Annotated in this window: 12 protein-coding genes; 7 read left to right on the forward strand and 5 right to left on the reverse strand. The window is 59.5% G+C overall.

The window, feature by feature from the left end:
- Nucleotides 1–9: 9 nt before the first annotated feature.
- The 4 genes from gap to ACNKH6_RS01260 all read left to right on the forward strand — a co-directional run bounded on the left by gap (nucleotide 10) and on the right by ACNKH6_RS01260 (nucleotide 3,111).
- The gene (gene gap, locus ACNKH6_RS01245) at nucleotides 10–1,017 is read left to right on the forward strand and encodes a type I glyceraldehyde-3-phosphate dehydrogenase (RefSeq protein WP_417913729.1); all 1,008 of its coding nucleotides are present in this window, start codon (nucleotides 10–12) and stop codon (nucleotides 1,015–1,017) included.
- 19 nt (nucleotides 1,018–1,036) lie between these two features.
- On the forward strand, nucleotides 1,037–1,765 hold the full coding sequence (locus tag ACNKH6_RS01250) for a carbonic anhydrase (protein ID WP_417913740.1): 729 nt from the start codon (nucleotides 1,037–1,039) through the stop codon (nucleotides 1,763–1,765).
- Between the two features lie 235 nt (nucleotides 1,766–2,000).
- Nucleotides 2,001–2,207, forward strand: coding sequence for a sulfur carrier protein ThiS (gene thiS / locus ACNKH6_RS01255; protein ID WP_417913730.1), 207 nt, complete (start codon nucleotides 2,001–2,003; stop codon nucleotides 2,205–2,207).
- Between the two features lie 100 nt (nucleotides 2,208–2,307).
- Entirely contained in the window at nucleotides 2,308–3,111 is an 804-nt protein-coding gene (locus ACNKH6_RS01260; RefSeq protein WP_417913731.1) for a HesA/MoeB/ThiF family protein, read from the forward strand.
- A 6-nt stretch (nucleotides 3,112–3,117) separates the two neighbouring features.
- Here the strand turns inward: ACNKH6_RS01260 and ACNKH6_RS01265 are convergent, their stop codons facing one another.
- Nucleotides 3,118–3,633 carry a hypothetical protein gene (locus tag ACNKH6_RS01265; RefSeq protein ID WP_417913732.1) on the reverse strand — a complete coding sequence of 172 codons (516 nt, stop codon included), beginning with the start codon at nucleotides 3,631–3,633 and terminating at the stop codon, nucleotides 3,118–3,120.
- A gap of 40 nt (nucleotides 3,634–3,673) precedes the next feature.
- On the opposite strand from ACNKH6_RS01265, the gene pgl reads away from it, so the two are divergent.
- Nucleotides 3,674–4,369, forward strand: a complete 696-nt coding sequence (gene pgl / locus ACNKH6_RS01270; protein ID WP_417913733.1) for a 6-phosphogluconolactonase — start codon at nucleotides 3,674–3,676, stop codon at nucleotides 4,367–4,369.
- 67 nt (nucleotides 4,370–4,436) lie between these two features.
- Here the strand turns inward: pgl and ACNKH6_RS01275 are convergent, their stop codons facing one another.
- From ACNKH6_RS01275 to ACNKH6_RS01290, 4 genes are all read right to left on the reverse strand, one after another.
- The gene (locus tag ACNKH6_RS01275; RefSeq protein WP_417913734.1) at nucleotides 4,437–6,953 is read right to left on the reverse strand and encodes an N-acetylmuramoyl-L-alanine amidase; all 2,517 of its coding nucleotides are present in this window, start codon (nucleotides 6,951–6,953) and stop codon (nucleotides 4,437–4,439) included.
- Between the two features lie 44 nt (nucleotides 6,954–6,997).
- A complete protein-coding gene (locus ACNKH6_RS01280) occupies nucleotides 6,998–7,627 on the reverse strand; it encodes a site-2 protease family protein (RefSeq protein WP_417913735.1) in 630 nt (209 codons plus the stop codon).
- Nucleotides 7,628–7,776: 149 nt separating this feature from the next.
- Nucleotides 7,777–9,384 (reverse strand): nif-specific transcriptional activator NifA, encoded by a 1,608-nt coding sequence (nifA, locus tag ACNKH6_RS01285; RefSeq protein ID WP_417913736.1) that lies wholly within the window; start codon nucleotides 9,382–9,384, stop codon nucleotides 7,777–7,779.
- 106 nt (nucleotides 9,385–9,490) lie between these two features.
- Nucleotides 9,491–10,603, reverse strand: a complete 1,113-nt coding sequence (locus ACNKH6_RS01290; RefSeq protein ID WP_417913737.1) for a LeuA family protein — start codon at nucleotides 10,601–10,603, stop codon at nucleotides 9,491–9,493.
- A gap of 375 nt (nucleotides 10,604–10,978) precedes the next feature.
- Here ACNKH6_RS01290 and ACNKH6_RS01295 point away from each other — a divergent pair, with 375 nt between their 5' ends.
- Nucleotides 10,979–11,965, forward strand: coding sequence for an NAD-dependent epimerase/dehydratase family protein (locus ACNKH6_RS01295; RefSeq protein ID WP_417913738.1), 987 nt, complete (start codon nucleotides 10,979–10,981; stop codon nucleotides 11,963–11,965).
- Between the two features lie 19 nt (nucleotides 11,966–11,984).
- The gene (gene mtnA, locus ACNKH6_RS01300) at nucleotides 11,985–13,070 is read left to right on the forward strand and encodes an S-methyl-5-thioribose-1-phosphate isomerase (RefSeq protein ID WP_417913739.1); all 1,086 of its coding nucleotides are present in this window, start codon (nucleotides 11,985–11,987) and stop codon (nucleotides 13,068–13,070) included.
- The last annotated feature ends 146 nt before the right edge of the window (nucleotides 13,071–13,216 follow it).

Consider the following 13,216-nt stretch of genomic DNA (forward strand, 5'->3'; position numbering starts at 1 on the left):
CGCGGAGCCATGAGCATTAAAATCGGCATCAACGGGCTGGGCAGAATTGGGCGGAATATTTTCCGGGCCATCAGCACCGGCAAAGAATTCGCAGAGATTGAGGTGGTTGGCATCAACGACCTTACCGACGTGAAAACCATCGCCCATCTGCTCAAATACGACTCAGTCATGGGCGTGTTTGCCGCAGAGGTCAAGGCCGGGGAAGGCTGCATCATCTATAACGGCAGGGAAATTCCCGTCACCAATCACCGCAGTCCGGCGGACATTCCTTGGGCTGCGCAAGGTGCGCAATACGTGCTCGAATGCACGGGCCTTTTTTGCAGCGGCGACGCAGCCAAAGCTCATATTGACGCAGGCGCGGCCAAGGTGATCATCTCCGCCCCGGCCAAAGGCGCGGATGTCAAAACCATCGTCATGGGCGTGAACGAGGACGAGTACGATCCCACCAGCCATCATGTGGTTTCCAACGCCTCCTGCACCACCAACTGTCTCGCTCCGGTGGCGCGGGTGATTCTCGATAATTTCGGCATCAAACGCGGCCTGATGACCACGGTTCATGCCTACACCGGCGATCAGCGGCTGCTTGATTTTCCGCACTCCGACCTGCGCCGGGCACGGGCTGCCGGGCTTTCTATGGTGCCGACTAAAACCGGCGCGGCGCAGGCTGTGGCTTTAGTCATCCCGGAGCTGAAAAATAAATTCGACGGCCTTGCGGTGCGGGTGCCCACGCCCAATGTTTCTCTGGTTGACGCAGTGATGGAAGTGGAGAAGGAAACCACCGCCGCCGAAGTCAACAAAGCCTTGCAGGAGGCAGCCAACCGCTATCTGCGCTACTGCGAGGAACCGTTAGTTTCCATTGATTTTCAGGGCGATCCGCATTCCTCCATCGTGGATGGCCTCTGCACCCGCGTCATGGGCAGCAGCGTCAAGGTGATGAGCTGGTACGACAACGAATGGGGCTATTCCAACCGGATGCTGGACCTTGTCCTGCACATGGAAGCCAACAAGGCCCTGTAGGAGAAAAACTATGAAGAGAATGCTGCCCGCCCTTGCGGCGATGCTGACACTGTTGGCTGGAACTGCCGGAGCTGCTGAGGAAAAATGGAGCTATGCGGGTGAAACTGGCCCTGAGCATTGGGCTGCGCTTGATCCTGCCTACGCGCTCTGCGGCCAAGGGGCGAATCAGTCGCCGGTGAACCTGAGCGGCATGATTGAGGCGGAGCTGGAGCCGCTCAAATTTGACTACACCGGCTTGGTCACCAAGATGCGGAACAGCGGCCATACGGCGCAGGCGGATTATTCCGCAGGCTCCTTCCTCACGGCGGGCGGCACGACCTATGAGCTGAAGCAGATTCATTTTCATGCGCCGAGTGAGCATCTGATCGAGGGCAAGCAGTTTCCGCTGGAGGCGCAGTTTGTTCATGTCTCTGCGGACGGACAGATTGCGGTGCTGGCGGTGGTCTACGATCTGGGTGAGGCAAATCCTGAGCTGAAGAAACTCTGGCGGCAGATGCCCAAAAAAATTGGTGAAGAAGTGGGCATGGCCGCGCAGGTGCGGGCGGAGAAGCTGCTGCCGGAGAACCGCGACTATTACCGCCTCTCCGGCTCATTGACCACGCCGCCCTGCACGGAAGGCGTGCTCTGGCTGGTGCTGAAAAATCAGAGCACGCTTTGCGCATCCCAAGTCCAGCAGTTCAGCGAAGTTATGGGGCATCCGAACAACCGTCCGGCGCAGCCGCTCAAGGCCCGCGCCGTGCTGCAATAGCACGTGCAGGCAAGGCTGTTCAAATATTGCAATCCACTTTACTTCAGAGTATAGTAAATTGTATTGCTGCGACAGGCTGGCAATGATAAATACAGGGGCAGCTTTTTTCCCTTGACTTCGCGCCTGCCGCATTGTAGTAAGTAAAGTATATCTCAGTGTAATAGCTGTGATTATACGGAAGGAGGAGGGACAGAAACGCCTATGCACGCCATTAATTTTCTGGAGGAGAAAAATTATGGAAATCAGGCTGAACGGAGAACCGCGCTTCATTAACGCCGCGCATCTGACCGTCGCCGGACTGCTGGAGATGGAACAGGTGCTGTCGCCGGAGATGGTGGCGGTGCAGATTGACGGAGAGATAGTCCATCGTGGCGACTATCACCACACCGTGGTTGGCGACAGCAACGAGGTTGACCTGCTCTACTTCATGGCCGGGGGCTGATCTGGCTGCGCTGCGTCCGAGAACAGAGGATTTTTCCAAGGAATGAATCAATGCCCAGCAGCGCACTCGCAGCAACGGCGGACGGCATGAGGTCCGCAGCATGAATTTCACCGACGAGCAGATGGACCGCTACAGCCGCCACCTGATTTTAAAAGAGGTGGGGCCGGAAGGACAAAGCAGGCTGCTGCGGGCGCGGGTGCTGGTGGTGGGGACAGGTGGGCTTGGCTCGCCTGTCTCGTTGTATCTTGCCGCCGCCGGAGTCGGCACATTAGGTCTGGTGGACGCTGATGTGGTGGACATCTCCAATTTGCAGCGGCAGATCATTCATACCACCGCTGACATTGATCGCCCGAAGGTAGAATCAGCGCAGGCAAAAATTAAAGCCATCAACCCGGATGTTGTCATCGAACCGTGGCTGCTGTATCTTGATGCTTCCAATATTGCCGACATCATCCGGCAATATGATTTCGTCATTGACGGCACGGACAACTTCGCCACCAAATTTCTCATCAACGATGCCTGCGTGATGGCAGGCATTCCTTTCTCGCATGGCGGCATACTCCGCTTCGACGGCCAGACCATGACTGTGCTGCCGGGCCGTTCCGCCTGTTACCGCTGCTGTTTCCCAGCTCCGCCGCCAGCCAAAGCCGTGCCGAGCTGCTCGCAGGCTGGCATCCTCGGCGCAGTGGCCGGAATGCTCGGCACCATCCAAGCTGCCGAGGCTTTGAAATTCATCACCGGCGCAGGCACACTCCTGACAGACACCTTGCTCACCTTCGACGCAAAGACGATGAATTTCCGCCGGGTCAAGCTGCGGAAACGGCCTGACTGCCCAGTCTGCGGCGAGCATCCCAGCATCGTCGAGCTGCACGATTTCGAGCGCGAAACCTGCGGAATGCGCTGAAGCCTCTCAATCATTCACCAAAGCCGCTGCAAGTTCAACCTGCGTCAACAGCCAGCCGCCAGACTCTTTTTTCAGGGTCAGCAGGGCTGGGGCTGCAACCTCAGTCGGAGCAGCCTGCCCTTTCTGCCGGTTGAGCAGCACATTCGCCCGCACTGTGGCCTCAGTTTTGGCTGGGAACGTGATGTCCATGCGTTCGAAACTGACGGAGATTGTCTCGTAGCGGTCGCGGTAATACATCAAATACATGATTGCCGAATCACGCTCCAGCACGTCGTTGAAATGGGTTTCAGGCACCATCACCCGGCAGCTTTCAGTCAGCGCAGCCTTGACTTCCCGCATTTTCAGAGCAGTTTCCATTGTGCTTTCTTGGGAGCTTTTTTTATTCACCTCCCAGGTCAGGCCGATAAGCTGCCGCTTGATCACCTGCGTGGCGGAAAAATACCAGCAGAGCCAGCTGAGAAGGACAAGAGCCAGTATGCCGCCGCCAACGGCAACTTTATTTTTTACAAATAATTCAGGCATGGTTCACCTCGTTATGTTGCTTTAACCGCATTGAAAAAACATGATAGAACGTCGTAATTTTTCTGACCGGCAGACGCTGATCAATGCGCTGGGCGAGCATCTTGCCGCCGCCGTGCGCCAGAGCATTGCCGCGCAAGGCCGGGCCAGCTTGGCGGTGTCGGGCGGGAGCACCCCAGTGCCGTTGTTCGAGCGGCTTGCCGAGCTGGACCTGCCGTGGCCGCAGGTGCTGATCACCTTGGCCGATGAACGCTGGGTGGAGCTGTCTTCGCCCGATTCCAACGAAGCCTTGGTCCGCCGCCATCTGCTGACCAAACGGGCCGCCGCCGCTGTTTTTGTCGGCCTGAAAAATACGGCAGCTCAAGCTGCTGCGGGCGAGGCAGCCTGCGGCGAGCAGCTTCGCCAGTTGCCGCTGCCCTTCACGGCGGTCATTTTGGGCATGGGCAATGACGGCCACACCGCCTCGCTCTTCCCTTGCGCGGCACAGCTTGCTCACGCGGCGGACATGAACTGTGGCAAACTCTGCGCCGCAGTCAGGCCGCAGACTGCACTTTATGAGCGAATGACCCTGACACTGCCAACCCTGCTGACTGCCAAGGAAATCATCCTGCACATCACCGGGCCGGACAAGCAGGCCGTGCTGGAGAAAGCCTTGCAAGCTGGCCCGCCAGAGGAAATGCCGATTCGCTTTATTTTTCGGCAAGAGGCGGTGCCGGTCACGGTCTGGTGGGCACCCTGAATAAGAGTAGGGGCGAAAAAATTTTCGCCCCTACATCAGATAGATACTTGGCGCAGAGGCGGTCTGATCAATGCTGCGTCGCCGCTGTCACTTCGCTCCGCCGATGTTCGATATAGGCGACCACGCCCACTGCAATCCGCTTGGCAACAGCCTGAAGGTACTGCTCGCTCTTGAGCAGTTCAGCCTCTTCCTTGTTGCTGATGAAGGAAATTTCCGCTAAAGCCGCAGGCATCTGCGCACCGATCAAAACATAAAAAGGGGCTTTTTTCACGCCAAGGTCTTTCACTTTGTAACGGCGCAGCCCGTCGGTCATGCTGGTCTGAACGAATTCAGCAAACAGAGAGGACTCGTTGATTTTGCTGTTCTTCATCAAACTGGTGAGAATGTCTTCCATCTCACTCATGCTGCGTGACGAGGTGGCGTTCTCCAAGGCGGCAACCCGCATCGCCTCCGGGTTGGCAGCCAAGTTGAGGTAATAGGTCTCCACGCCCTTCACCGTCGCGCTGGGGTGGGCGTTGACGTGGATGGAGAGAAAGAGGTCAGCTCCTTTGGTGTTGGCGATGGCGGTGCGCTCCTCCAAGGGGATGAAGATATCCGTCTCTCTGGTCAGCAGCACCTCGTAGTGCTCTTTTTTGAGCAGCTCGCGCACCCGCTTGGCCACATCAAGAACAATGTTTTTCTCTTCCAAGCTGAAGCCGGTCGCGCCTGAGTCTTTGCCGCCGTGACCAGGGTCAATCATAATCCGCTTGATGCCCAGACCAAGCTGCTGGGCCAAGGTCAGGCTGTGCTTTTCCGCCGCCTTCGGTTTGAGCTTGATCTGCTCTTTGACAGCCGCCAGCCTTGCTTTCTTTTCCTGCTCCGTCAGCTCTTTCGGGCTGTCCGCCGCTGCTGTGTTTTCCTCAACCGGGCTTGCTGCTGCCTTATGCAGGTCAACCACCACCCGGAACGGGTCGTTCAGGCTGAATATTTTGCTCTCAGCCTCTTCAGCCAGCTCAAGCGAAACCTGCACGGTCTGCTCATCCGTCTGTTCGGTGCGGATGCTTTTGAGCAGCCCTTTGTCCACCGTGAGCGGGAGGCGGAGTTCCGGCCCGACATGGCTTTGTTTGAACTCAAGCCGCAGCAGCTTGCCGCCTTTTTCCGGCAGAATGGCCTGATATGCCGCCAAACGCGACGTGCTGACCGCCACCCGGTTGTAATTGTCCGAAGACCAGTGCTGAATCGGCAGCAGTTCGGCCAAGACAGACTTGGGCGGCTCCGTTTTTTCCTCCTTGAGAGGCGGGGCAGCAGCAATGACCGGAGCTTTCTCTGGTTCCGGCTTGACTTCGATTGGCGGCGGCAGCGGCTTTGGTTCCGGTTTTGGCTGAGGTGGTTCCGGCAGCGCAGCCTTTTTTTCCTGTTCCAAAGAAGCGATCTTCAGTTCTGAAACAACAATCTTCGCTGTCGGCTCCGGCTCCTTCGGCGGGGGGACGGGGGCTGCTGCAATCTTTTCCGGCGCAGGTGCAGACGCGGCTGGCTTGACCGGCTCTTTTTTTTCCTCATCTGAGCCGAACAAGGAAAAACTGAAATCAGGATGAATCAGGCGCGACAGCAGCGACGGCTCCTCATTCTTTTTTTCAGCGGCAGGAGGAGCGGGCTTGGTCGGCGCCGCTGGCAGGACAATTGTTTCCTGCGGCTTCTTCTCTGGCACTGGCGCAGGTTGTGCGGCAATCGTCGTCGGCTGAATCGTGATAGCAGGCGCAGCAGGTGGAATGGACACAACCGGTTTCAACACCGGCTTGCTTGGCTCCACAGGCACTGACAGGATGAGCTTTTCCTGCGGCTTGTTCTCTAATTTTGGTGCAAGTTGCGGCACAGCCACAACAGGTTTCGGCAAGCTGACGACCGGCGGCACGGCCGCTTTAACTGCTGGAGCAGGTTGTGTGGGCGGCAGCGGCGCAGGCTTCCGTCCGTCCTTGCGGGCTGCCAAAGATTCGGCGATGATTGTGAGCTGGCGCAGCTGCTCTTCCGCCTGACGCTTGCGGCTGCTGAACGGGTAGCCATGCGCCAGCTTGTAATACGTCTTGGCCGCGCCGCGCAAGTTGCCCCGGTTTTGCTCAATTTGAGCCAAGGCGAACAGCGACTCTGCCGCCTCGTTGCTCTTCGGGAATAAGGAGACCACATTGCTGAACAAAGCCACCGCCTGATCCAAGTCAGCGGCTTGGCGGAATTGCTGGTGCATGGCTTGGCGCATCCGGGCGTGCAAATGCAGCGCGGCAGAGGCTGTGCTGCCCTGCGGCTGCTGCCGGTAAATCCGCTCCAGCTCCTGAATTTCTTTCAGCCAGTCCTCGCGGTTGCCGCCCAACGAGGGGCTGTTCAGCAGGCGGTGGCATTGATCGGCTGTTTTCTGGTAGGCTGCCTCCGCCGCATGTTGGACGGAGGCTGGAGGCTGCGCCGTTTCCGCTTGGCCGCTGGGCAGCAGCAGAAGGGCCAACAGCACAAGACGGAACACAGCGGGCGGAATGCGGCGCAGCAGAGAGGAGACATGCGTCATGGCAGCGGAACGAGCGGATGCGGAGAGCAGGAAGGTCGGACGGATTTGTCCCAATTATACCGCATCGTCCTGCGGCTGCAAAGGAATAGTCAGCAGCCTCAGCCGAGCAGCAGGCCGCTGACTGTCTGAATCAGCGGCGTGATCACCTTGCTGATGATGTCAGAATAAAACAAGATAAAAAGCAAGAAAATACCGTATGGCTCCATCCGAGCATAGCTGCGGGCGGCATCCGGCGGCAGCAGCCCTGCCAGCACTTTGGAACCGTCCAGCGGCGGGATGGGCAGGCAATTGAAGACAGCCAGCATGATGTTGATCCAGACTGAGGCCAGCAGCATCTGCGCCAGCGGCTCCAGCAGACTGAGCAAAAAGGGCGACGGCATCCGCAGCTCCAGCAGCAGCCGGAACAGCAGCGCACTGCCCACAGCAAGCAGCAGGTTTGCGCCCGGCCCGGCCAAGGCCACCAGCAGCATTCCCTTGCGCGGATTCTTGAAATACGAGGGATTCACCGGCACTGGCTTGGCCCAGCCGATGTGGGCGAAGATGAAGAGCAAGGCACCAAAGAGATCAAGATGCTTGATCGGGTTCAAAGTCAGCCGCCCGTCATTCTTGGCAGTGGGGTCGCCGAGCCGCCACGCGGTCCAGCCATGCGCCAGCTCGTGCAGGGTCAGGGCAAAGAGGAAGGGCGGAGCCAAGATCAGGAACTGAATGACTGCTTGTCTGATATCCATCAAGCTGCTTGAGGCAAGGAGGGCAGATTTGCGCTCCCGCCTTGTGCGCGACAGCAAAAGGCAGGAGAACACGCCACAGATAAGTAACCTCTGCCGCTGTTTTTGTCAATGGCAGAGCCGATTTTCCCGCCGCCGCAACCAGAACCGCCTCACCTTGCAAACTCCGGCCTGACCAGCCCGAATTTCTGGATCTTGTAGCCAATCTGCCGCTGCGTCAGGCCCAGCTCGCGGGCGGCCCGCGCCTGCACCCAGCCGTGGCGGAGCAAGGCTGTCTCCACCTGCTCGCGCTCAATGTCTTCCAGCTTGCGCCGCTGGGGCGGAGCCGCAGGCGGCGCAGCGGCAGGAATCGCCGCTGTGACAGCAGCTTGCGGCGCGACAGCCACTGCCTTCGGAGCAAAGAAGCAGTCTGGCAAATCCTCCAGCCGCAGCAGGTCGCCAGCAGAGAGGATCACTAAGCGTTCGACCACATTCTGCAATTCGCGGACGTTGCCCGGCCAGTCGTAGGCGGTCATCGCCTCCAGGAAGTCGCGGCTCATGCGCAGGCTCTTCTTGTTGCGCTGATTGCTCACCTTAAGGAAGTAATCCACCAAGAGCGGGATATCTTCGCGCCGCTCGCGCAGGGCAGGCAGGATAATAGGCACCACATTCAGCCGATAATACAGGTCGTTGCGGAAGCTGCCCTGGGTCACGGCCTCGTGCAGGCTGACATTGGTGGCGGCGATGATGCGCACATCCACGCTGATGGTGCGGTTGGAGCCAAGCCGCTCAAACTGCTGCTCCTGCAAGACCCGCAGCAGCTTGGATTGCAGCGGCAGGGGCATTTCGCCGATCTCATCCAGAAAGAGCGTGCCCTTGTCCGCCATCTCAAAGCGGCCGATGCGCGTGCCGCCTGCGCCAGTGAACGCGCCCTTCTCATGGCCGAACAGCTCGCTCTCCAGCAGCGACTCCGGCAACGCGGCGCAGTTGATCTTGACAAAGGGGCGGTCGCGGCGCGGGCTGGCCTCGTGGATGGCCTGGGCCGCCATCTCCTTGCCCGTGCCTGAATCCCCCAGCAGCAGCACCGTGGCCTGACTGGGCGCGACCCGCTCGATGCTCCAGAACACCTCCTGCATGGCCTTGGAATGACCAATGATGCAGTGCCGCCGGTGCCGCTCGTGGAGCTGGGCTTTCAGGCTGAGATTTTCCTGCACGAGCTGCTGGCGGTCACGGCGGATGGCCTGATTGAGGCTGAGGAACTGGGCGATCAGCGTGGCCACCACGGTGAGGAAGCGCACGTCCTCCTCCAAAGAGACCTCCATGCCGAAGAGGCGGTCCACACTGAGCACGCCGACCGGCTTCTCGCCGAGCAGCACGGGCACACCGATGAAGGCGATGGTGGTCTTGCTGCACAGCGGGCGCGCCCCGGTGCGATTGAGGAAGAGCGGCTCGCTGCTCACATCCGGCACAATGAAGGGCGAGGCCGAGCTGAAGACCTTGCCGCACACGCCCTCATCCAAGCGATACACCCCGCGCTGTTCTTCCTCAATGGTCAGGCCGTAAGAAGCGCGGATGGCGAGCTTCTGCCCTTCCTCATCAAGCAGGGCCAGCGTGGCCCGCTCCATGCGCAGGGTGTCGTGCAGCACCTTGAGGATGGCGGACAGGGCGGTATCGAGATGGACAGCCGCGTCAATCAGCTTGACGATGCGGTACAGGGCCTTGACCTCCAGGGCCTCAGTGGTGAAGCGGGAGGCGGGGAATATGCAGTTGTCGTTGTTCATGCGTCAAGACCTGGAGTTCAGGAAGGAGCCTTCTCATTTTGCGAGAAGGTTCCTTCTCGTATTACGGCAAGGCTCCTTCTCGTTGCATAAGAAGGAGCCTGCGCGGTCACACGCTGTTGGCTGCCGCAAAACGGAGCAGCTCGCTCTCGCTGAACAGCCCACCGCTGGCGCGAACTTGTTGGGTGAGCCGTTTGATTTCATTTTCATGCAGATGCAGGCCGTGCTTGGCCAAGTGCAGGGCCACGGCCCGGCGGCCTGTTTTCACCCCGAAACGCAGGGTGCGCCGACCGCCGACCCGCTCCGGCGGATACGGCTCATAGGTGGCCGGGTTGACCGCCAGCCCGTGCTGGTGCAGGCCGCTTTCGCAGGTGAAAATATCTGCGCCCACCAAGGGATGGCTGGCGGCGATGCTTCTGCCGCTGGCCTTGGCCACCATCTGGCAGAGCGTGGGCAAGTGTTCCGGCTTGATGCGCGGCTGCTCCTGCACCAAGGCCAAATAGCCTGCCGCCTCTTCCAGCTTGCAGCAGCCAGCCCGCTCGCCCAGGCCCAGCACAGCGGCATCGAAGCAGTCTGCGCCTGCCTCCAGCGCGGCGATGGAATTCGCCGTGGCCATGCCGAAGTCATTGTGGCAATGCACCCCGACCTTACAGCGCACCGCCTCTTGCACCGCCTGCACCAGCGCGGCCATGCGGCCCGGCGAGCAAATACCCACGGTGTCGGCGATGCGGACGCGCCCTGCCCCGCTGCGTTCTGCTGTCCGGGCAACTTCAAGCAGGAAGGGCACATCGGCCCGCGAAGCATCTTCCAGCCCAACTGAAACCTGGGGGATGCCCAGTGCCAAGGCCAGCCGCACCGAGCCTTCCAGCGCGGCCAGCACCCAAGCGCGGTCTTTGCCCAGCCGCTCCTGAATGTGGCGGTCAGACACCGGGATGGAGAGCGAGAGCAGGTCCGGCTGGCAGGCGGCGGCAAAGGTGATGTCCTCTTCCTTGCAGCGGCACCAGAGGGCCAGACGGCACCTGCTGCCCACTATGGCGCGGGCCTGCCGGACAAACTCCGCCAGCCCGTCATGCAGCGGCGCAGCAGTGCCCAGCTCGATCTCGTCCACGCCGACTTTCTTCAGCCACGAAATGATGGCTAACTTAGCCGCCTGCGTGAAGTTCACGCCCGGTGCCTGCGCACCTTCCCGCAAGGTGGTGTCAATCAGTTCTGGTGGGTTCATGCTCTGCTTGGCTGCGTCTGTGCTGCTCACAAAAACGGCATCGTTCAGACATGGTTATTCAAAAATTGTGCCAAACCGGACAAAATCGGAAAACCTCCATCTGACTAGCTGAAATTGATAAGTATTTACATAGAGGTCTATCTGGCTGACCGAAAATTATCCTTGCTGTGTCGTTACAATATTGGCATAGAATTGCTTGTTGCAGCTACAAATTTGTGGTTGATTTTCACGAACAGCTTGTCGGCCCGTCCACCATGTTTTATAAGTTCCTGTTTTATTCCAATTGGATTATAATTACACACCAAGAGGCAGCAGCTTCTGTCGATTAATTCAGTCATAACGAAAAGTTATCCATTCTCAACAAAGTAATGGTCTATGAAAGTGCTTGTCACAGGCGGCACCGGCTTCACCGGCAAAGCCTTAGTTAAACGGCTGGTGGATGAAGGCCACCAGGTGGTCAGCTTGGATTATCAAGAGGGCCTGAAAACAGACGAAATCCGTTCGTGGGGGGCGAAGGTGGTCATCGGCAGCGTCACAGACCGAGCTGCGGTGGAACGCTGCATGGACGGCGTGGAGGTGGTGCAGCACTTGGCCGCCGCGTTCCGCGAGCTGGACGTGCCGAACAGCTACTATGACGAGGTGAATGTCGGCGGCACGCAAATCGTGCTCGAAGCCGCGTTTGCCCATAAGGTGAAGAAATTCATCTACTGCTCCACCTGCGGCGTGCATGGCAATGTGGACAATCCGCCTGCTGACGAAAACGCTCCTATTCAACCTGCTGACTACTATCAGAAAACTAAGTATGATGCCGAGCCGTTAGTGAACGAATACTGCGCCAAGGGCATGGACACAGTGATTCTCCGCCCAACCGCCATCTACGGCCCCGGCGACCCAGAGCGTTTCCAGATGATCTTCAAGCGGGTGAGCAAGGGCGTGTTCCCTATGTTCGGCGATGGCAAAACTTTCTATCATCCGCTGTATATAGACAATTTGGTTGATGCCTTCATGCTGGCGATGGAGCCGGGCAAGGGGCGCGGACAGGCATATTTGATCGGCGACGAGGACTATGTCAGCATTGAGACCTTGGTGCGCAAAACGGCCCAAGCCCTTGGTGTTGCGGTGAAGATTCCGCATTATCCGATTCTGCCGCTGATGATCGCCGGGCATGTCTGCGAGACTGTCTGCAAGCCTTTCAAGATCACTCCGCCGATTTTTCCGCGCCGGGTGGACTGGTTCCGCCAGAACAGGGCCTTCAACATCAGCAAGGCCAAACGCGAGCTGGGCTATCAGCCGAAGATCGGCTTGGATGAAGGCCTGAAGCGCACCGGCGTGTGGTATCGGCAGGAAGGGTATCTCGCCTGATGTTTGCGGAACAACTGCGATGAACATCAACGGCACGCTGTGGCGGACTATTTGGCTGGAAGCTGACCAGCGCACGGTCGGCATTATTGATCAAACCAAACTGCCGCATCAGCTTGTCACGGCCCGGCTGCGCACGGCTGAAGACGCGGTCGTCGCCATCCGTGACATGCTGGTGCGCGGTGCGCCGTTGATTGGGGCGGCGGCAGCGTATGGCGTAGTTCTCGGCCTGCTGGCGGACAGCAGCGATGCCGGGCTGGAGGCAGTCTGCGCCCGGCTGATTCAGGCGCGGCCCACAGCGGTGAATCTGCGCTGGGCGGTGGAGCGGATGCGGAACTTACTGGCCACGCTGCCGCCTGACGAACGGATTGAAGCCGCCCGCCGCGAGGCAGCGGCCATTTGCGAGGAGGACGTGCAGGTCAATGAGGCTATTGGCGCACATGGCCTGCATCTGCTTGCGGAAAAATATCGGCAGACTGGCAGGCCGGTCAACATCCTCACCCATTGCAACGCGGGATGGCTGGCCACCGTGGATTGGGGCACGGCCTTGGCCCCTATTTTCAAAGCCCAAGCCGCAGGCATTCCGCTGCATGTCTGGGTGGATGAAACCCGGCCCCGCAACCAAGGCGCGTCGCTGACCGCTTGGGAGCTGGCCGCCGCAGGCATTCAGCACCGCCTGATTGCCGACAACAGCGGCGGCTGGCTGATGCGGCAGGGGCAGGTTGATCTCTGCCTTGTCGGCACCGACCGCACTGCCGCCAACGGCGATGTCTGCAACAAAATCGGCACCTACCTGAAGGCGCTGGCAGCGGCGGACAACAAGGTTCCCTTCTATGTCGCCCTGCCCTCCTCGACCATTGATTGGACGCTGCCTGACGGCTCGGCCATTCCGATCGAGGAGCGGGCGGCAGAGGAAGTGCTCTTCATCTCCGGGCTGGCTGAGGACGGCAGCGTCCGGCGGGTGCGCATCGCCCCGGAGCAGACGCGGGCGGCCAATCCGGCCTTTGACGTGACTCCGGCCCGCCTTGTCACCGGCCTGATCACCGAGCGCGGCATCTGCGCGGCCAGCCGGGACGAGATGAGGCGGCTGTTCCCTGAAGCGGCATGAAGTGCTGCGCGCTTACCGCTTCTTTCGCAGCAGCAGCTCGTACACCGGGACAAGGAACGCGCTGTTTACGCTGCCGTCTGCTTCTGCGGACTGGCTGCACACATCGCCTGTGCCGTCAGCGTTGCTGTCCTGCTGATTGCGGTTGG

The sequence above is a fragment of the Candidatus Electronema sp. JM genome (genome assembly GCF_048287415.1).
Classification (GTDB): Bacteria; Desulfobacterota; Desulfobulbia; order Desulfobulbales; family Desulfobulbaceae; genus Electronema.